Here is an 18,545-nt window from a genome sequence, read left to right as displayed (position 1 = left end):
GGCCGCAAGGACAAAACGCCGCCCGCGTCTCCCTTCCTCTTTCCAACAATGTCAAAGATCGGGGCATCGGTCGAACCGGCACCCACCCCACACGCCACGGACCGACCCACACCCGGCAAAACCACCGCCAGGCACGCCCCAGTCCATTGTCGGTAGAGACGCCCGCCTCGCCAATCCGACCGCAGCCAGATACCGGAGACAGACAATCCAGCGCCCGGTCCACTCCCGCGGCCGGCGCCGATGACCGGGGTATACGGAGCCAGCTCAGAAGCGTCAACACCGCAGCGCAAAAAACTTCACCGGCCTGCGTCGCACCCCGTCGCACCCGTCATTGGAAGTCGTATCCGCCGGTCAGTAGCCCTTCTTCACCCGGGCGAGCGCCTGGCTCAGTCCGCGGGCGACCCGTGCCCGCTCCTCGGGCCCGGCGTCGCGGGCGACCACCACCGACTGGCGGCGCGATTCCAGCGTCACGCGCTGCATGCCGTACTCCTCGTCCTCCACGGCCACGAGCTTGGTCCAGAGGGGGTTGAAGCGCCACTCGCGCCGCTCGCCCCGATGGCTGACCCGGGCGAGCAGGATCTCGATCTGCGAGATCACCACCTCCTCGAAGGAGCGCCCGCGCCGGAAGCTCGCCTTCAGCGCGCAGTAGAGCGCCAGCATGTCGAGCCCGAAGAAGCCCGCCACCGGCCAGAACCCCATCCGCCACGCCCAGACCGAGACGGTCAGCGAGACGAGGCACAGGCCGGTCATGACGATCCGGAAGCCGCGCCGGCTCAGGGACTGGTGGGGGCGGATGATCGCCGAGAACATCGGCCGGTCGATCGAGTCCGGGTCGAGCCCGTGCGGGTGGACGGATGGGTTGCCGCTGGCCATCCCGCCCATATAAGGCGCGCATGCCCGCCAGGAAGTCGCCCGCCGCCGCCCGAGCCCGGCTCGCGACCCCGCTCACGGCGGGGGTCGAGGCCGCCCCGTCCCCGGTCGGCCCGGAGACCGTCGGCCCGGAGACCGTCGCCGAGATCTTCCGGCGTCTCGCCGAGGCCGAGCCCGCCCCGAAGAGCGACCTGCGCTACACGAACGCCTTCACCCTGCTCGTCGCGGTGGTGCTCTCCGCCCAGGCGACCGACCGCGGGGTGAACCTCGCCACCGGGCCGCTGTTCGCGGTGGCCGACACCCCGGAGGCGATGCTGGCGCTCGGCGAGGAGCGGGTGCGCGCCTTCATCCGCACCATCGGGCTGTTCAACACCAAGGCGAAGAACGTCGTCGCCCTGTCGCGCATCCTGGTCGAGGAGCACGGCGGCGCGGTGCCGGCGAGCCTGGAGGCGCTCTCGGCGCTGCCCGGCGTCGGGGCCAAGACCGCGAGCGTGGTGCTCAACGTCGCCTTCGGCGTGCCGCGGATCGCGGTCGACACCCACATCTTCCGGGTGTCGAACCGGATCCCGCTCGTGGTCGCCGCGACCACCGACAAGGTCCAGGCCGGCCTGGAGGCGCGCGTGCCCGAGCCGTACCGGCTCAACGCCCACCACTGGCTGATCCTGCACGGCCGCTACACCTGCAAGGCGCGCAAGCCCGAATGCCCGCGCTGCGCGATCCGCGATCTCTGCCGCTACCCCGCGAAGACGCCCTGAGCCGCCCCGATCCGGATCCGCCCGACGGTCCGCGGGCCCCGCCGCGGACGCAACGCGACCCCGCCGCGGGAGCACGGGCGAGAGGTCCGCGCAATCCCCACCTCGGGGCTAACGCGTTGTGCTGCCAGACCGCTTCGGGTAATTTGGCCGCCGGTCGCCGGGCCCCCCGGGACAGGGGACCCGGCCACCCGACCTCGCGTCCGGTCGCCGCGCCGCGGATTCCGCTCCACTCGTAGCGCACCCAGGAGTCACGGCTCATGGACTTCCTCAAACCACGGTACACGCCAATGAACCGCCGCCGTCGCATCTACGAGGGCAAGGCGAAGGTCCTCTACGAGGGGCCGGAACCGGGCACCCTCATCCAGCACTTCAAGGACGACGCGACCGCGTTCAACGCCAAGAAGCACGAGGTGATCGACGGCAAGGGCGTGCTGAACAACCGGATCTCGGAGTTCATCTTCCAGAACCTCAACGACATCGGCGTGCCGACGCACTTCATCCGCCGGATGAACATGCGCGAGCAACTGATCCGCGAGGTCGAGATCGTCCCGCTGGAAGTGGTGGTGCGCAACGTGGCGGCGGGGTCGCTGGCGACGCGGCTCGGCCTGGAGGAAGGCACGCAACTGCCGCGCTCGATCATCGAGTTCTACTACAAGAACGACCAGCTCAACGACCCGATGGTGTCGGAGGAGCACATCACCGCGTTCGGCTGGGCGACGCCCCAGGAGATCGACGACATCATGGCGCTGGCGATCCGCGTCAACGACTTCCTGTCCGGCCTCTTCCTCGGCGTCGGCATCCGGCTGGTCGATTTCAAGATCGAGACCGGCCGCCTGTGGGAGGGCGACATGATGCGCATCGTCGTCGCCGACGAGATCTCCCCGGATTCCTGCCGGCTGTGGGACATCAAGTCCTCGGACAAGCTCGACAAGGACCGCTTCCGCAAGGATCTGGGCGGGCTGATCGAGGCCTACACCGAGGTCGCCAAGCGCCTCGGCGTCATGTCCGAGAACGAGAAGGTGCAGGGCGGCGGCCCGCGCCTCGTTCAGTAGAGCGGGCGGCGCAGCGGCCCGGAGGCCGGGACGCCTCCGGCCAGCCGCGCGTGGGTGGAGAGGGCGGGGTCGAACCCCGGATTGTAGTGGGGGTCCTGCGCCAGCAGCGGCCCCCATCGCGCCTTCAGGGCCGCGATCTCGCGGGCGTGCCGTCCCTGAGCCTCCGGCGTCCAGCGCCGGCTCGCCGCCTCGCGGTGGTGCAGCACCGCCTCCGGCACCAGCAGGGTGCGCAGGCCGGCCGCGCCGAGGCGCAGGCACAGGTCCACGTCGTTGAAATCGACGGCGAAGCGCTCCGCGTCGAAGCCGCCCACGCGCCGGAACTTCTCGGCCTCGACGGCGAGGCAGGCGGCGGTCACCGCCGAGACCCTGTGGGTGGCCGACAGCGCGGCGAGGTAGCCCGGAGCGTCCCCGGGGAAGTGGCGGTGGCCGTGGGTGACGAGGCCGCCGGTGCCCAGCACGATGCCGCCGTGCTGGATCCGGCCCGCCCCGTCGAGGAGCTTGGCGCCGACCGCGCCGACGTCCGGGCGCAGGGCCTCGCGCGCCATCAGCCGCAGCCAGTCTGGCCGGAACGCCTCCACGTCGTTGTTCACGAACACGAGCAGGTCGCCGCCGGCGCGATCCGCGGCGGCGTTGTTCATCGCCGCGAAGTTGAACGGGCCGGGATAGGGCACGACCCCCCTCCCCGCGCCCGCCCAGTCCCGCAGGAAGGCGAGCGTCTCCGGCTCGCGGCTGCCGTTGTCGCAGACGAGGATCTCCAGGTCCGGCCAGTCGGTGCAGGTGCGCAGGCTGTCGAGGCAGGGGCGCAGCAGGTCGAGGCGATCGCGGGTCGGCACGATCGCCGTGGCGCGCGGCGTGCGCGGCCGCGCGTCCGCGGGGCGCGGGCGGCCGTCCGGTGCCGCGTCAGGGACGCCGCCGCTTGCGTCGGGTCGGGTCGCCGCACGCCCCTCCCCCGCCGGTCCCGGACGCCGCAGCGACAGGATCCCGGGGAGATGGCCGATCGCGCGGTCCCCGTGGCGCGCGGCGATCCGGAGCGCCGCGTCGGCCGCGCCGGTCGGCGCCGGGCCGGCCAGCGCCGCGCGGCGGTAGGCCAGGAGGTCGATGTAGGCGACCGCGCGCAGCAGCTCCGGGTCGAAGGCCGGGGGCAGCAGCGGCAGGACCGGCCCGCCGGGCCGGTCCTGGACCAGCCCGTCGCCGTAGACGGCCTGCACGTCCGGGGCGGCGTCCAGGGCGGCGGCGATCCGGGCGGCCGCCCCGGCCGCGAGCGTGCCGGGTCCGACGAGGGCGATGTCGTCGCGCAGTCCGGGGGAGCCGTGGCCGGCGGCGGCGTCGGGGGCGAACCAGTCGAGGGTTCCGGCGGGCAGCGCGAGGCGGTGGTCGATGCCGACCAGCGCCGCGAGGCGCTGGCGGGCGCGCAGGCGCTTGCCGGTCGCCCAGGCGGCGAGGACCGACCCGGCGCCGCGCGGCTGCCGGGCGAGGCGCAGGAGCGCGGCGAGGCCGCCCCGCCACGGGCGGCTGGGGGCCCCGAGATGGCGTTCCCCGCACGGGCCGCCGGGATCCGGCTCGGTCCGCCCGGACATGCTACTCCAGATCCTCGCCGAAGGTCGTGAGCGACAGGGCCGGGTGGTAGTACGGGTCGTGCCGGATCACCGCCCGCCAGCGCTCGGAGAAGCGGGCGGCCTCGCGCTCGAACCGGGCGCGCTTCTCCCCGACCGACGGGCCGCGGCTCACGGATTCGAGGTGGGCGAGCGTGGCGGCGGGCGTCCACACGGTCTTCCAGCCGGCCGCGCCGAGCCGCAGGCAGAAATCGACGTCGTTGAAGTCCACCGGGAAGGCCTCCGCGTCGAGACCGCCGACCGCCCGGTACGTGTCGCGCGCCACCGCGAGGCAGGCGGCGGTCACGGCCGAGACCTCGTGCGCCGTCCGCAGGCGGCCGAGATGCCCCGGCGTGTCGCCCGGCCGCCGCCGCAGGATGTGTCCGGCCCGGCCGCCGAGGCCGACCACCACCCCCGCGTGCTGGAGCCGGCCGTCGCCGTAGAGCAGCTTGGCGCCGACCGCGCCGACCCCCGGCCGGCAGGCCTGCCGCACCAGCGCCTCCAGCCAGCCGGGCTCCAGCACGGCCACGTCGTTGTTGAGCAGCACGACGACCGTGCCCGTGGCCGCCTCGACCCCGGCATTGACCATCGCGGCGAAGTTGAACGGCCGCGGATCGGCCAGGATCCGGACCCGCGGGTCGCGCCGCAGGGCGTCGTAATGGGCGAGCACCGCCGGCTCGACCGAGCCGTTGTCGACGATCACGAGCTCGATGTCCGGGTAGGCGGTCTCGTGCAGGACGCCGCGGCAGACCCGGCCGATCAGGTCGAGCCGGTCGCGGGACGGGATCACCACGCTGACGCGCGGCGCCGGGCTCGGCAGCGGCCAGACGATCTCGACGCTGCCGCCGCGGATCGCGGCGCGGGCGGGAGCGCCGACGGCGGCGAGGCCCCGGTCGATCGCCGCGGCCCGGCCCGCGGCGTCCGGCGTGTCGGGCGCGGTGCGCGCGAGGATGCGGGGCAGGTGCACGGCCTCGCAGGCGGCCAGGGTTGCCGCGACGTCGAGCGCCCCCGCCGCCCCCGCCAGCGGCCCGAGGCCCGCGCCGGGGAGCCGGGCGACGAGCGCCCGCGACAGCAGGCAGGGCCGACCGGCGTAGCCGGTGGCGAGCGCGAGGTCGGGGCTCCAGTCCGGCTTGAGGCGCGGGGCGCCGTCCGGACCGACCGCGTCGGCGTAGGCGAGGTCCGCCCCGCCGAGCGCGGCGGCGAGGAGGGCGAGGGCGTCCGGGGCGGGCTCGTCCCCGGCTTCCCAGACGCACAGGGCGTCGGCCTCGCCCAATAGTTCGGCGGGGCTCAGGGCGGGATCCCAGGCCCGCCGCGTCACCGGCCCGCCGGCCGCGCCGTCGCCCCGAGCCTGCGCGCCCATCACGACGGCCGTCCAGTCCGCGTGGGTCTGGCGCGCCAGAGCGTCCGCGGTGCGGGCCAGAGCGGCCGCGTCGTCGGCGGGGTCGAGGATCAGGCAGCGGACGCGCAGCCGGACGGCCGGAGACTGGACAGGCCGGGCGCGGGACGCGGCCCAGGCCTCGAAACCCGCCAGCGGGGTCACCGCGCAGGCGCCGCGCAGGATGTCCCGGTAGCGCCGCTCGGAGCCGCGGGCCCGCTCGTAGAGCGCCGCCGCGAACCGCCACGGCCGGCGCAGCAGGCACTGCCCGAGGATGCCGGCCTCGGCGCGCAGCCCGACCCGTTCCAGGACGAAGCCCGGCCCGGCGGCGATCCGGATCTCGCCCGCGTCCCGGGGGATCCGCCCGAGCCAGTGCGCGCGGCCGTGGCCCGCGCCCGGCAGGACGAAGTCGTCCGGGCCGCCGGGCCGCAGGACGCGCAGCACCGGCCGCGTCGGCGGCGCGAGCGGATCGTCCGCGTAGGTCAGGACGATCCAGCCGGCGGCGGGCTCGGTCAGCGCGAGGCGGCGGTCGAAGGCCGGGTCGCCCAAGGGCGCCGGGACGGGTTCGAGGCGGAACGGCACCGTGCGGCCGGGCCAGAACCGCGCCCGGGGATCCTTCGGCACCCGCGCCGCGCCGCCGACGGGCTCCGCCGCGGCGTCACGTGGTCGCGTCACTGGGCAGCGTCGCCTCCGCCCGGCGGCGCCGCGGCGACGGCCGGCTTCTTGCGCCGCGCCTTGGCCGGCGCGGTCTTGCCCTTGGCGCCGAGGCTGACCTCGATCTCGTAATCGGCGGACATCGCCGCCGGCACGCCGATGTCCTCGGAGACGAGGGTGGCGAACCCCTGCGCCTCGCCCGGCGCGATCTCGGCCGAGGCGCGCTCGGTGCGCGTGACGATCACCTTGTCGTTGTGCTTGATCTGGATCGTGACCGGGACCTCGAACCGGCCGGGCGCACCCGCCGGCCCGAGCAGCACCCGCGCGTCGACGCCGACCCGCACGGTGATCGAGCCGTCCGCCCGCCGGGCGCACTCGCGGGCGAGCCGGCCCAGGCTGATCTGCGTGCGGACGTTGCCGCCGGCCATGGTCCGGAGCGCGGCGCCCCCCTCGGCCACGTCGATCGACGGGCAGTAGGCGGCCTCCAGTTCCTTGGGCTGAGAGGGCGGGACGGTGGTGCCGCCGTACTTCAGCAGGTTGGAGAAGATGTTGCCCTCCTCCGCGCGGACCGGCCCGGCGAGGCAGGCGAGCAGCGCCCCGCAGAGGATCCCGTACCGGCTGCGGCGTCCGATCATCGCGCGGCTCCCGGAAAGCGTGGTCATTTCAGGCTGTCGAAGCCGGCCGCGAAGCCCTTCATCGAGAGCGGGATGCCGACGCCCTCCTCGGGCGTCTGGAAGACGATGAAGGTCGCCTGCGAGCCGCCCTTGAACTGGCGGATCAGGCCGTCGTCCATCACCACCTCGGCGACGCAGCCGGTGGTGAGGCAGCGCACGAAGCCGGCGCGGCCGATGTCGGTCTGGTCGATCTTCAGGCCGAGGCCCGAGGGCAGCAGCACGCCGAGCGGCGCCACGACGCGCAGCAGGTAGCCGCGGTTGTCGGCGGTCTTCAGGACGATGACCACGAGGGTGAGGTTCGGCCTGTCCTCGGCGGCGAGGTACTGGACGAGGGCGCACTGCTCGGCCTTGGCCCCGGCGGGCGTCTCGCAGCGGAGCTGCCAGTCGTCGAAGGTCTTGCGCACCGTGCCCTGCGCGGCGGCGGGCGTCGCGGTGCCCAGAGCCGCGAGGCCGAGCAGCGCGGCCGGGAGCACCCCGCGCCGGAAACGATCGAGCCTCGCGTGAAGCGGCAACGCCGGAATTCCCATCGGAACGGCCGCGCCCCCAACGACGCCGGCCCTCAAGAACGGGGCTGTTCCGACCACGCGCGGGCCGGCGCTGTCAAGCAGATGTGCCGGATCGGGGCGGGTGCACCGCGCGGTCCGGTGCGGGCACGGATCAACATTTTACGCCGCGCGCGCTATGTCCGTGTGGACCGACCTGCGCCCACCCGCCGGAGCCCACCCCATGCGACTGCCCGCCCGCTCGATGCGTCTGCCCGCCCAGTTGGGCCCCCTCTCGGCCGCCCTCCTGCTGGCCGCCCTCGCCCCGGCCGGCGCGCAGCCGCTGCCGGTCGACGAGACGACCTACGTCGAGCGCTCGCTCAACCACTCGGGCACGCTGGTGATCGAGCACCCGCCGGTGGCGGTGAACCCCTACGGCCGCCGCAACGGCAACGCGGCGATCGCCGGATTCTGCCGCGACGGCGGCGTCATCCGCCGCCTGGACGCCTTCGGCAACCCCGTCATCCTCCGCCAGCGGGAGGTCTGCGACAGCGTGGCGCCGCGCACCCTGTCGCCCGGCGAGGTCGATCCCCGCCCGACCTGGCCGGCGGAGTACGTGGTGCGGCAGAAGGTGCTGCGCGCCAAGGGCTGAGGTCCGGCCGGCGCCTCAGCCGTAGCGGTGCAGGGCGGTGCCGTTGCGCTTGAGCCACGCCTCCGCCGCGTCGACGTGGGGGCAGAGGTCGCGCAGGAGCGCCCAGAAGCGCGGCGAGTGGTTCATCTCGCGCAGGTGCGCCATCTCGTGCGCGACGAGGTAGTCCAGCACCATCGGCGGCGCCAGGATCAGCCGCCAGGAGAAGTTGAGTTCGCCCCGCGCGGTGCAGGAGCCCCAGCGGCTGCGGGTGTCGCGCAGGGTGATGCGCGCGGGGCGCTGCCCGAGCTTGGCGCTGTAGCGCTCCACCGCCGCCGCGATGTCGGCGCGGGCCTCCCGGGCGAGGAAGTCCTGGGTCCGGCGGGCGAGATGGGCCGGCTCGCAGGCGACCGAGAGCACGGCCTCGGCGCCCTCCCCCTCGACCCGGGGCGCGCCCCGGCCCGGACGCTGGACGAGCGCGTGGGGCACGCCGCGCAGGGGGACGTTCGAGCCCTGTTCGAACGCCACGCGCTCGGGCACGCGCGCCAGCCGCGCCGCGATCCAGCCGGCATTGCTCATTGCGAAGCGCTGCGCGGTGCCGAGCGCGGTGCGGCTCGGCAGCGTCAGCACGACCTCGCCGGTGGCGGACGAGACCCGCAGGGTGATGCGCCGGGCGGTGTCGCGGCGCCGCAGGGCGACGCGCAGCAGCGCGCCCTCGTGGGGGACCTCGATGTGGTCGGGATCGGGGCGTCGCAGCAGGGCGAGGGGCATGGCGCCAGTCTAGCGGCGCAGAGGCCGGGGCTCCAGATCCTGACAGCCGGGCCGGCGCCTCAGGCGGTGATCGCCCGCGACCACATGTCCGTGTCGGGCAGGACGACCAGCGCGGCGGCGGCGAGGGCGATGCCGTAGGGGATGCCGGTCTTGGCGTCGTGCAGGTGCAGGGCGAAGGGCAGCCGCGCCACGCGGGCGGGGAGCGGGTGCGACCGGGCGGCCAGGATCGCCAGCGTCAGGGCGCCGCCGAGCAGCGAGGCCACCACGAGGTAGTCCAGCAGCCCGTCGAAGCCGAGCCACAGGGCGGTGGCCGCCGCGAGCTTGGCGTCGCCGCCCCCGATCACGCCGAGGGCGAACAGGCCGAAGGTCGCCGCCAGGACGACGGCGCCCGCGCCGACGTGCAGGCCGATCTCGGCGGGGCTCATCAGGCCCGTGGCCGAGAGGGCGGCGAAGCCGGCCACCAGCGCCAGCGAGATCCGGTTGGGGATCAGCATGGTCAGCAGGTCGCTCGCCGCGGCGTAGGCCATCAGGAACGGGAAGACGATCAGGATGCCGATGCCGGCGATACCGAATCCGGTCATGACCCCTCGCGCGGTACGGACGACGATGGCGTGGACGGCCGACGCCGTCGAGCCGGCTCCGCCGCGGCAGCGGCCGGAGCCCGGCGCGCGGGCGGTCTTCTGTATTCGGGCCGTCTTCTGTGTTCGGGCCGTCTCGGCGTGCGGTTGGGCGGTGCGCGCCGGTCCCGCCCCGCCCCGGCCGGGGCGCGGACGGAACCGGCGGCGTGCCGCTGATCCCGACGGTGCGGTCGAACCGATCAGTTGAGCTGGTTGGAGATGGCGACGAACTTGGTGTTGAGCTGGGTGCCGATGATCTTCAGCGTGCCGATGATGACGACGGCGATCAGGGCGGCGATCATGCCGTACTCGATCGCGGTGGCGCCGGACTCGTCCTTGGCGAAGCGCTTGAACATGGTCTTCATGGGAGCGGATCCTTGATCAACAACGTGTGATGTGACCGACTAAGATCTTCGCATCTCGATCGGCGGCCATCCGACAGTGCCGCCGCCGCATTGCAAATCGGTTAAATCGATCTCGCGATTCCCGACCTCGGGCGGATCCGGGCCCGTGCCCCGCGGGCGTGGTGAAGGATCGGTTGCGGCGCCCGGCCGCCCTGCCCAGGCACCCGCAACGCTTCCTTCACCGTTCCGCGGTTTCCTCGGGCGCGACGGGTCGTCTCGGCCGCCCGTCGCCCGCGTGACGAGTACCCTCCCGATGCGCCGTTCCCTGTGGCATGCCGGCCGCGCCGGCCTCGCGCTCCTCTCGGTCGCGGCCCTGGCCGGCCCGGGCGCGGCGGCGGGCCAGCCGGAGACCCTGCCGGTGGTCACCGTGCTGGTCGACAACGCCAAGGTCATCCGCCTGCCGGAGCGGACCCAGACGATCATCGTCGGCAACCCGTTCATCGCCGAGGTGACGCCGCAGAAGAACGGCGTCCTCGTGCTGACCGGGAAGAGCTTCGGATCGACCAACCTCATCGCCCTCGACGCGGCGGGCACGCTGATCGCGGAGACCACGATCCGGGTCGAGGCATCCCGGGAGGCGACGATCACGGTGCAGCGCGGCCTGGAGCGCGAATCGCTGTCGTGCACGCCGAACTGCCAGCCCTCCGCGCAGCTCGGCGACGCCGCGGGCTACTTCGGCACCGTGAGCGGCCAGGCCGACACGCGGCGCCGGCTCGCCACGGGCGGCGGGGGCGGCGGCGCGGGCGGCGGCACGCCGATGACCGCGTCGGCCGCACCGGACCATTGAGGACACTTTTGGGAACCAAGCACTCGCGGGAACGCAAGTCCGGCGCGGAGCCCCGAGGGCCACGGTACACGACAGTTCGGAGTTTACGTCGGCCGATCCCGCCAACCCCCCTCATCCTGAGGCGCCGGAGCGAAGCGGAGGCCTCGAAGGAGCCCTCCAGCCGGCCGCGCGATCCCTGGAGGTTTCCTTCGAGGCCCGCTCTCGCGGGCACCTCAGGATGAGGTGGAGGGTTGGAAACGCCCCTCGGCTCGCCGCGTCGTGTACCGTGCCCCAGGGCTCCGAACTCGGATGAACGCGACACAGCCGCAGCGTGTTTGTCGCCGGTTCTGACACGCACGCCGTCATACCGGGGCGCCGGAGGCGAGCCCGGGATCCAGACACGCCGACGACAGCCATGCTTGGCACGCCCTGTGGTTCTGGATTGCCCACCTCCGGCGTGCCCCTTCGGATCCGGGCTCCGCTGCGCGGCCCCGGAATGACGGCGGTGGTGGATCGCAGCCGCGGCGGCCCGGCGTTAACTCGAGTTCGGAGCCCTGCTCTCGCGCAGTACCGGATTCCCCTGCGGCGGAGCGCGCGGTAGGCTCCGCCGATGCTCGATCCGGACGTCTACGATCACATTCTGGAGACCGCCGCCGCCGTCGCGGAGCCGCTGCGCGCGGGGATCGCCCGGCTCGGGCCGATCGCGATCCCGCCGCCGGTCCACGCGAGCGTCGCCGAGCGGCTCAGCGTCGAGATCGTCAACCAGCAACTCTCCACCCGGGCGGCGCTGGCGATCTGGACCCGCGTCGAGGCCGCCGCCGCGGGGCTCGGGCTCGCCCCGCGCGACCTGTTCGTGCCGGGCCACGAGGCTGTCCTGCGCGCCTGCGGGGTGTCGGGCAACAAGGTCCGCGCGCTGCACGCGGTCCGCGAGGCGGAGGGCGCCGGATGGCTGGGGCCGGAGCTGGCGGCTCTGCCGCATCCCGAGCGCTCGGCGCTGCTGTGCCGGGTGCGCGGCGTCGGGCCCTGGACCGCCGACATGGTCGGCATCTTCCACTTCCTCGATCCCGACATCTGGCCCGCGGGCGACGTGGCGGCGGTGGCGAGCCTGCGCCGCCTCACCGGGCGCGACGACACCGACGCCGTGGCGCTGGCCTTCGCCCCGTTCCGCTCGATCCTCGCCCGCTACGCGTGGCGGCTGAAGGACGAGGCCGCGGCGCGCAAGGCCGCCTGAGCGGCAGCGGTCGGGAATCGCATCGGGGGCATCCGCCGACCGGCCCCGGAGCGCCGACCGCCGGCCCGAGACCGGCCGATCTCGGCGGACCGGATCCGCGCCCGAACCGGGCGGGGCCGGTTTCCCGCGCTGCGGCCCGGGCGCATGTCCCGGCCCGTGAGCCGGCGACGCCGAGCGCGAACGGCGCGCGGCGAGGCGACGGGGCGTTGACGGACCGGTCCGGCCGCGTCACCGTGAGAGACGCACCATGGGGAGGCACGGGTCGCGGCCATGTCGTCGTTACATCACCCCGACGCCGGGACGGCGTCGGCGCGGACCAGCGAGGCCCGGCATCGGGCGCAGGCCCTGTACCGATCGGCGGCAGCGGAGTTCGAGGCCGTCACGCGGCTGCTGCGTCAGGCGCAGCAGACCTGCGCGGACCTGCGGGCGCTGCTCGACGCCTCGGTGCCCGCTCACGGCCGTGGCGCGGCGCCCGCCCGCACCCTCGCGCAGGCGCTCGACGCCACGGGCCTGACGCGCGACGACCTCGTCGAGATGGCCGACGACCTGATCGCCGCGTACCGGAACGCCAGCGCCGCGGGAGACGACGCGCGGTCCGCCGCGCTCGCGCAGGCGCTGCGGACGATCGGACGGCATCTCGCGGGTGGGCTCGGCCCGCGGGCGGCCGGCGCGGTGCTGCACTGATGCCCGCCGACGACGCCCGCGACCGGCTCGACGCGGCTGCCCGGGATGCGGCGACGGCACTCCGGCGCATCGCGGCCACCCTCGGCGTGCCGGTGGCCTCGCTCTACGAGGCGGCCGATCCGACCACCGCGTCCGCCTCGGCGGCGGAGATCGACGCGCTGGTGACCGCCTTCGCGACCTTGGAGAACCCGAGGACCCGGCAGCGCATCCTCGACACCGTGCGGAACGAGGCGAATCGGGCCCGCGGGGAGGCTGACCGGCACGGAGCGGTGGACCGGCGCGGGTAGGGCCGTGGGTGCGCGGTCCGCCGGGGACGGGGCCCGACCCGGCTAGAGCGCTCTCCGCCGAGGTGGATGCCGGTTCGGCGAAAGAGAGCGCGTCGAAACAAGGACTTAGAGTCGAGCACGATTGCAACGCGCACGGTACACGACAGTGCGTGCCGGGCGGCGCATCCAACCCTGTTCCTCATCCTGAGGTGCCGCGGAGCGGCCTCGAAGGAGGGCTCCAGGGATCGCGGCGCCCTCTGGAGGGCTCCTTCGAGGCCCCTTGCCACGGCAAGGGGCGCCTCAGGATGAGGGGGTCTGATGGGATCCGCGGGGCTGCACCCCGGAACGTCGTGTACTCTGTGCAACGCGATCGGGAACGGCTCTAGTGCCGTCCGCGACCGCCCCGGCCGTTGCCTTTGACGGAGCCTTGCTCCCCCGCCCGGTCCGCTCCCGGAGTGCCGCCCGGGGCCGGTCCGTCGGCCCGCCCGTCCGCCTTGCGGACGGTGATGTCGCTGGCGGCGCCGATCCACTCGCGGATCTCGCCGTGCTCGTCGAGCAGCGGCACCGCCCGGGACAGGGTCCAGCCGACGCTCCCGTCGGCGCGCCGGATCCGGTGCTCCAGTTCGAACACGCTCCTGCCCTGCACGGCCCTGCGGATCGCCGCCTCCACGCGCGGGTGGTCCTCGGGCGGGATGTAGGCCGTCATCCAGTCCGCGCTCGGGCTGCGCAGGTCCGCGAGGAAGCCGCGGCCTTCGAGCTGGCGCATCTCGCCCCAGTCGGGGCTCATGCGGAACACCGTCGCCGCGGCGGCCTCCAGCGCGCGGTAGCGCGCCTCCCGGTCGCGCAGGCGCGCCTCGCCCCGCCGCAATTCCGTGACGTCGACGAAGGTCACGACGGCGCCGGCGATGTAGTTGTCGGTGCTGCGGTAGGGCAGCACCCGGACCATGAAGCGGGCGCCGGTCTCCGGATCGCCGATCTCGCGGTCGACGGTGGCGAGCGTCCGCAGCACGCGCCGCACGTCGTCCTGCAACTCGTCGTAGGCGACGCGCGCCTTGATGTGGCCGATCGGCCGGCCGACATCCGGCTCGACGAGGTGGAACAGCCCGACCGCCGCCGGGGTGAAGTTCGCCACCCGCAACTCGTTGTCGAGGAAGAGCGTCGCGATCTGCGTGCTCTCCATCAGGTTCTTGAGGTCGCTGTTGGCCCGGCTGAGCTCCCGCACCCGGTGGCCGAGCTCGCCGTTGAGGGTGGTCAGCTCCTCGTTGACGGATTGCAGCTCCTCCTTCGAGGTCTGCAACTCCTCGTTCATGCTCTGGAGCTCCTCGTTGAGAGCCTGATACTCCTCGTTCGACGCCTTCAACTCCTCGTTGGTGCTCTCCAGCTCCTCGTTGGTCGCCTGCAAGCGCTCCTGCGTCGTGCGCAGCTCGGTCTCCAGCCGCCGGGTGTGGGCGACCTGCCCGGTATCGGTCCCCGCCGCCTCGCCCGCGGCGAGCGCCGCCCCGTCCTTGAACAGCACGAAGAAGTTGCGCGGCACGCCGACGCCGTCCCGGACCGGCTCCACGATGACGTCGATCAGCAACTGCCCGCCGTTCTGCCCGACGCGCACACCGTCGAGCTGCACCGCGCGGTCCTCGTCGCCGGCCCGGGCCAGCGCCATGCGCAGGTCGAGGCGCAGGTCGCGGTGGACGAGCTGGAGCAGGTTGAGGCTCGCCGCCCCGCCGGCCGGGTCGATGTAGCGCCCGGTGCGGCCGGAGAAGTGCAGGACGTTGTAGGCCTCGTCGGTGATGACGTAGGCCGGGGCGTAGCGCTCCGCGAAGGTCTCGGCGCGGCGGGTCAGGGCGGTCTCGGACAGCCGCGCCCGCTCGGGCAGGCTCGGCGGGGACGCCGTCAGGGCCACGCCCGCCGTGAACGGGAAGTCCGGCAGGACGCGCGAGCCGGTCTCCAGGCGCCGGAAGATGCGCGAGTGCGGCTCGACCGGCGCGAACAGGTGCGCGTGGCGCGAGACGTTCTCGGAATTGCCGAGGAACAGCGCCCCGCCGGGCCGCAGGGCGAAGTGGAACAGCGGGATGATGCGCGACTGGAGTTCCTGGTCGAGGTAGATCAGCAGGTTGCGGCAGGAGACGAGGTCGAGCCGGGAGAACGGCGCGTCCCGGACGATGCTGTGCTGCGAGAAGATGCACAGCTCCCGCAGCTCCTTGACGACGCAGTAGGTGTTGCCCTCGCGCACGAACCAGCGGGCGAGGCGCTCGGGCGTCAGGTCGCGGCCGATGCTGTCGGCGTAGCGCCCCACCCGGGCCGAGGCGAGCGCCCGGCCGTCGAGGTCGGTGGCGAAGATCTGGACCTGGGGCACCTCGTCGAGCCCCGACATGTGCTCGCGCAGCAGGATGCCGAGCGAGTAGGCCTCCTCCCCCGTCGAGCAGCCGATCACCCAGATCCGGACTTGGTCGTCGCGGCCCTTGCCCGCGAACAGCCGCGGGATGATCTCGCGCTCCAGCCGGTCGAACTCCCCGGCGTCGCGGAAGAAGCGGGTGACGCCGATCAGGAGGTCGTTGAAGAGCTGCTGCACCTCGTCGGGCTTGGTGCGCAGGATGTCGATGTAGGCGTCGATGTCGGCAGCCTCGACCACCTGCATGCGGCGCTGGACGCGGCGCAGGAACGTGCCGGCCTTGTAGCCGTGGAAATCGTGCCCGGTGCGGTTGCGCAGGGTGGTGGCGATCGCCGCGAGCCCCGCCGCGTTCTCGGGGTGGCCGGGCTCGGTCCCGCCGGCCTCGGGCCGGTCGGCGAGATGGCTCACGCAGGACACGATCCGCCCCACCAGCCCGTCGACCGGCAGGATCGCGTCCGCCAGGGCCGCCGGGATGTCGCTCGCCCCGAGTTCGTCGGCGCGGACCTCGTCCGTCTCCTCCGCGAGCGCGAGGCCGTCGGCCTCCTTGACCGCCTTGAAGCCGAGGGTGCCCTCGCCGTCGGTGCCCGCCAGCGCCACCGCGAGCACCCGGCCCTCCTGGTCGCGGGCCAGCGAGACGAGCAGGCTGTCGATCGTGCCGCGGTGCCCGGCGGTGCCCTCGGCGGGACGGGTCCGGAACCGCCCGCCCTCGACGCTCACGGTGAGGTTGGCGTCGGGCAGGTAGACCCGGCCCGCCTCGATCGGCGCGCCGTCGGCGACCGGGGTGAGCGCGCCGCCGGCCGCGCGCAGGGCCGCGTGCAGGCGTTCCGCGTCGAGGGCTTCCCGGCGCTGGAGGATGATCACCACCGCCGCCGCCTCCAGCCGCGGCAGGTGCGCCAGCAGCTCTTCGAGCGACCGCGTGCTGGCGCCGGACGCGCTGATCGCGACGAAGACGGTGCCGCCCTCGCGGGGTTCCGCCGGGCTCATCGCCGGCAGGCCCGGGCGGCATCGGCGACGAGGTCGCGCATGCGTTCGAGGTTGGCGCGGAGTTCCGCGTGCTGCTCGCGCAGGGCGTCCCGCAGATGGACCGCGCGCTCGGTCTGGCAGGAGGCGCGCTGCGCGGGGGACTTCCGCGGCCGGGCGCCGTCCCGCACCCGCTCGCGGAACGGCACTTCGAGCGCCGGCCGGTCGGCGGCGTCGGAGATCACGAAGGTGCAGGCCAGCGGGTCGCGCCCCGTCCGCAGCATCTCCTCGGCGAGCGCCGGGATCGTCGCGTAGGCCTCCAGGTAGGCGGCGTCGAGATCGTCGAAGGTCAGCCCGTCCTCGTCGCGGTCGAGACCGGATTCCGTGCGCAGGTGGAAGTGGTAGAGCGGCATCAGATCTCGCTCGGCAGCGCGTCGAGGTGGGCGCCCGCGCGTCCCAGATGGAGGTACGCCGGGGAGAAGCCGGCGACAACCTCGACCGCGGCGAGGTCGGGAACGGTCAGGCGGCGGTTGCGCAGGGTCACGAGTCCGCAGGCCCGGAGCGTCTGGAGCGTGCGGTTGATGTGCACCGAGGTCTGGCCGAGGGCCGCGGCCAGTATCTCCTGCGTGACCGGCATCGGGCAGGCGCCGCCCTCGGCGAGCCCGACCGCGCGCTGGCGGTGGTACAGCTCGCACAGGAGATGGGCGAGGCGCTCCAGGCCGTCGCGCCGGCCGAGGCTGACGAGCCATTCCCGCAGGATGGACGCCCCGACCTGCTCGTCCCAGCGCAGCGCCCGCCGCAGGCGCGGCCGGGCGGCGGCGATCTCCTCGATCCGGGCCGGCGACAGTTCGTGGACCGTCAGCCGGGTCAGCGCGACGCGGGTGCAGTCGGCCGCCGCCAGGACGGAGGCGGACGTCCCGCACAGGTCGCCCGGCAGGCGGAACGCCACGATCTGGCGGCCGCCGTTCTCGAGCTGCCGGTAGTCGCAGGCCCAGCCGTCCTCGACGAGATGGAGCGCGCGGACCGGATCGCCCTCGTGGCAGGCGCTCTCGCCCGGGTCGAGGTTCCGCGTCGCGACCACCGCCTCGCCCAGCGCCAGCTTGTCCGCCGTCGAGAGACGCGTAAAATTTTCCAGTTTGCGGATCAGGCTTGCGGTCAAGGCACTTCTTCGGGGTGAGAGGCCGTCGGTCTTGAGCGGCCGAATCTTACGTGCGTCGGCGGGATCCCGGCACTGATCTGGATCAGCTTCCGCCGGATCTTGCACCGGTCGGGACCGTGACGCACGGGATCCGCTCCGGGAAGCGGATCGGCCGAGCCGCAACGCGCGTCCGGAGGACCCGATGAACAACCGCGACATCCTCGTGATCGGCGGGTCGAGCGGGGCGACGGCGCCGCTCAAGGCGATTCTCTCCGCCTTTCCGGCCGACCTCCCCGCGGCGGTCTTCGTGGTGCTGCACGTGCCGGCCCGCAGCACCGGCATCCTCGCAACCGTCGCGAGCGCCGCCGGCCGGCTGCCCGTGAGCGAGGCCGTCGACGGCATGCCGATCGAGCCGGGGCGCGTGGTCATCGCGACGCCCGATCGCCACCTCCTCCTCACCGAGGGCCGGATCCGCCTGGGGCGCGGCCCTCGCGAGAACCTCTCGCGGCCGGCGATCGACCCGCTGTTCCGCTCCGCCGCGGCGGCCTACGGGCCGCGGGTGGTGGGCCTCGTGCTGAGCGGCTTCCTGAGCGACGGCTCCGCCGGACTCGAGGCGATCAAGCGCTGCGGCGGTCTCACCCTGGTCCAGGATCCGGTCGACGCGCTGGTCGACGAGATGCCCCGCCGGGCGATCGAGGCAGTGCTGCCCGACCTCGTCGTGCCGGGCGCCGCCCTCGGCGACGTGCTGTGCGATCTCGTGCGCCAGCCGGCCGGTCCGACCGTCCCGATCCCCCTGGACGTGCGGCTGGAGGTGGACATCGCCGCGGGCGAGCGGATCGACTCCCCGAGCCTCCTGACCATCGCCGAGCCGGCGGCGCTGACCTGCCCGAGCTGCGGCGGCGTGCTGTCGAAGCTGCGCGGGGGGCACCCCCTGCGGTTCCGGTGCCAGGTCGGCCACGCCTTCTCCGCCGACGTGCTCGGCGGCGAGCAGGAGGACCGGGTGGACGAGGCCCTGCGCGTGGCGCTGCGGATCATCGAGGAGCGGGCCGAGCTGGTGTCGCGCATGGCCGAGGACGGCCGGTCGAACGGGCGCCGCGCCGTGGCCGAGATGTACGAGGCCCGCGCGCAGGAGTACCGCGGCTACGCCGAGGCCCTTCGCGCGGTGGTGCTGCGCTCCCTCGGATACGACGCCGCGGACCTCGACGCGTAGGATCCCGGAAGCGCAGGGTCCGCCCCGGCG

19 protein-coding genes are annotated in these 18,545 nt (G+C 74.0%); 8 read left to right on the top strand and 11 right to left on the bottom strand.

Annotated elements, in window-relative coordinates:
* Positions 1–351: 351 nt before the first annotated feature.
* Positions 352–873: a DUF2244 domain-containing protein gene (locus Q8W71_RS13055; protein ID WP_305525805.1), complete on the bottom strand. Its 522-nt coding sequence runs from the start codon at positions 871–873 to the stop codon at positions 352–354.
* A gap of 20 nt (positions 874–893) precedes the next feature.
* Between Q8W71_RS13055 and nth the strand changes: the two genes are divergently transcribed.
* On the top strand, positions 894–1,625 hold the full coding sequence (nth, locus tag Q8W71_RS13050; RefSeq protein ID WP_305525804.1) for an endonuclease III: 732 nt from the start codon (positions 894–896) through the stop codon (positions 1,623–1,625).
* A gap of 257 nt (positions 1,626–1,882) precedes the next feature.
* Complete coding sequence (gene purC, locus Q8W71_RS13045) at positions 1,883–2,677, top strand: phosphoribosylaminoimidazolesuccinocarboxamide synthase (RefSeq protein WP_305525803.1); 795 nt, start codon at positions 1,883–1,885, stop codon at positions 2,675–2,677.
* Here the strand turns inward: purC and Q8W71_RS13040 are convergent.
* The 4 genes from Q8W71_RS13040 to Q8W71_RS13025 all read right to left on the bottom strand — a co-directional run bounded on the left by Q8W71_RS13040 (position 2,671) and on the right by Q8W71_RS13025 (position 7,499).
* Positions 2,671–4,254 carry a glycosyltransferase gene (locus Q8W71_RS13040; RefSeq protein ID WP_305525802.1) on the bottom strand — a complete coding sequence of 528 codons (1,584 nt, stop codon included), beginning with the start codon at positions 4,252–4,254 and terminating at the stop codon, positions 2,671–2,673. The genes purC and Q8W71_RS13040 overlap by 7 nt on opposite strands.
* 1 nt (position 4,255) lies before the next feature.
* The gene (locus tag Q8W71_RS13035) at positions 4,256–6,193 is read right to left on the bottom strand and encodes a glycosyltransferase (protein ID WP_370875403.1); all 1,938 of its coding nucleotides are present in this window, start codon (positions 6,191–6,193) and stop codon (positions 4,256–4,258) included.
* 122 nt (positions 6,194–6,315) lie between these two features.
* Positions 6,316–6,933, bottom strand: coding sequence for a hypothetical protein (locus tag Q8W71_RS13030; protein WP_305525801.1), 618 nt, complete (start codon positions 6,931–6,933; stop codon positions 6,316–6,318).
* Between the two features lie 23 nt (positions 6,934–6,956).
* Positions 6,957–7,499 carry an invasion associated locus B family protein gene (locus Q8W71_RS13025; protein ID WP_305525800.1) on the bottom strand — a complete coding sequence of 181 codons (543 nt, stop codon included), beginning with the start codon at positions 7,497–7,499 and terminating at the stop codon, positions 6,957–6,959.
* Between the two features lie 220 nt (positions 7,500–7,719).
* Between Q8W71_RS13025 and Q8W71_RS13020 the strand changes: the two genes are divergently transcribed.
* Positions 7,720–8,106 carry a hypothetical protein gene (locus Q8W71_RS13020; protein WP_305525810.1) on the top strand — a complete coding sequence of 129 codons (387 nt, stop codon included), beginning with the start codon at positions 7,720–7,722 and terminating at the stop codon, positions 8,104–8,106.
* A 15-nt stretch (positions 8,107–8,121) separates the two neighbouring features.
* On the opposite strand, the gene Q8W71_RS13015 is transcribed toward Q8W71_RS13020, so the two are convergent.
* The 3 genes from Q8W71_RS13015 to Q8W71_RS13005 all read right to left on the bottom strand — a co-directional run bounded on the left by Q8W71_RS13015 (position 8,122) and on the right by Q8W71_RS13005 (position 9,835).
* A complete protein-coding gene (locus tag Q8W71_RS13015; protein ID WP_305525799.1) occupies positions 8,122–8,853 on the bottom strand; it encodes a M48 family metallopeptidase in 732 nt (243 codons plus the stop codon).
* 59 nt (positions 8,854–8,912) lie between these two features.
* Entirely contained in the window at positions 8,913–9,434 is a 522-nt protein-coding gene (locus Q8W71_RS13010; RefSeq protein WP_305525798.1) for an A24 family peptidase, read from the bottom strand.
* 236 nt (positions 9,435–9,670) lie between these two features.
* Positions 9,671–9,835, bottom strand: coding sequence for a Flp family type IVb pilin (locus Q8W71_RS13005; protein WP_305525797.1), 165 nt, complete (start codon positions 9,833–9,835; stop codon positions 9,671–9,673).
* A gap of 292 nt (positions 9,836–10,127) precedes the next feature.
* On the opposite strand from Q8W71_RS13005, the gene Q8W71_RS13000 reads away from it, so the two are divergent.
* The 4 genes from Q8W71_RS13000 to Q8W71_RS12985 all read left to right on the top strand — a co-directional run bounded on the left by Q8W71_RS13000 (position 10,128) and on the right by Q8W71_RS12985 (position 12,842).
* Positions 10,128–10,661: a pilus assembly protein N-terminal domain-containing protein gene (locus Q8W71_RS13000; protein ID WP_305525796.1), complete on the top strand. Its 534-nt coding sequence runs from the start codon at positions 10,128–10,130 to the stop codon at positions 10,659–10,661.
* Positions 10,662–11,250: 589 nt separating this feature from the next.
* A complete protein-coding gene (locus tag Q8W71_RS12995; protein ID WP_305525795.1) occupies positions 11,251–11,871 on the top strand; it encodes a DNA-3-methyladenine glycosylase family protein in 621 nt (206 codons plus the stop codon).
* Between the two features lie 270 nt (positions 11,872–12,141).
* A complete protein-coding gene (locus Q8W71_RS12990) occupies positions 12,142–12,555 on the top strand; it encodes a hypothetical protein (protein ID WP_305525794.1) in 414 nt (137 codons plus the stop codon).
* Complete coding sequence (locus Q8W71_RS12985) at positions 12,555–12,842, top strand: hypothetical protein (protein ID WP_305525793.1); 288 nt, start codon at positions 12,555–12,557, stop codon at positions 12,840–12,842. Before Q8W71_RS12990 ends, Q8W71_RS12985 begins: the two co-directional genes overlap by 1 nt.
* Before the next feature lie 361 nt (positions 12,843–13,203).
* On the opposite strand, the gene Q8W71_RS12980 is transcribed toward Q8W71_RS12985, so the two are convergent.
* Genes Q8W71_RS12980 through Q8W71_RS12970 form a run of 3 tightly spaced genes read right to left on the bottom strand, consistent with a single transcriptional unit; the run spans position 13,204 to position 17,326 of the window.
* Complete coding sequence (locus tag Q8W71_RS12980) at positions 13,204–16,191, bottom strand: CheR family methyltransferase (protein ID WP_305525792.1); 2,988 nt, start codon at positions 16,189–16,191, stop codon at positions 13,204–13,206.
* Positions 16,188–16,580, bottom strand: coding sequence for a DUF6894 family protein (locus tag Q8W71_RS12975; protein ID WP_305525791.1), 393 nt, complete (start codon positions 16,578–16,580; stop codon positions 16,188–16,190). Before Q8W71_RS12975 ends, Q8W71_RS12980 begins: the two co-directional genes overlap by 4 nt.
* Positions 16,580–17,326 carry a Crp/Fnr family transcriptional regulator gene (locus tag Q8W71_RS12970; protein ID WP_305525790.1) on the bottom strand — a complete coding sequence of 249 codons (747 nt, stop codon included), beginning with the start codon at positions 17,324–17,326 and terminating at the stop codon, positions 16,580–16,582. The genes Q8W71_RS12975 and Q8W71_RS12970 overlap by 1 nt, the downstream gene beginning before the upstream one ends.
* Before the next feature lie 181 nt (positions 17,327–17,507).
* Between Q8W71_RS12970 and Q8W71_RS12965 the strand changes: the two genes are divergently transcribed.
* The gene (locus Q8W71_RS12965) at positions 17,508–18,515 is read left to right on the top strand and encodes a chemotaxis protein CheB (protein WP_305525789.1); all 1,008 of its coding nucleotides are present in this window, start codon (positions 17,508–17,510) and stop codon (positions 18,513–18,515) included.
* Positions 18,516–18,545 lie beyond the last annotated feature (30 nt).

This window comes from Methylobacterium amylolyticum, assembly GCF_030700245.1.
In the GTDB taxonomy this organism is placed as follows: Bacteria; Pseudomonadota; Alphaproteobacteria; order Rhizobiales; family Beijerinckiaceae; genus Methylobacterium.
This window is presented reverse-complemented; position numbering and strand designations above follow the sequence as displayed.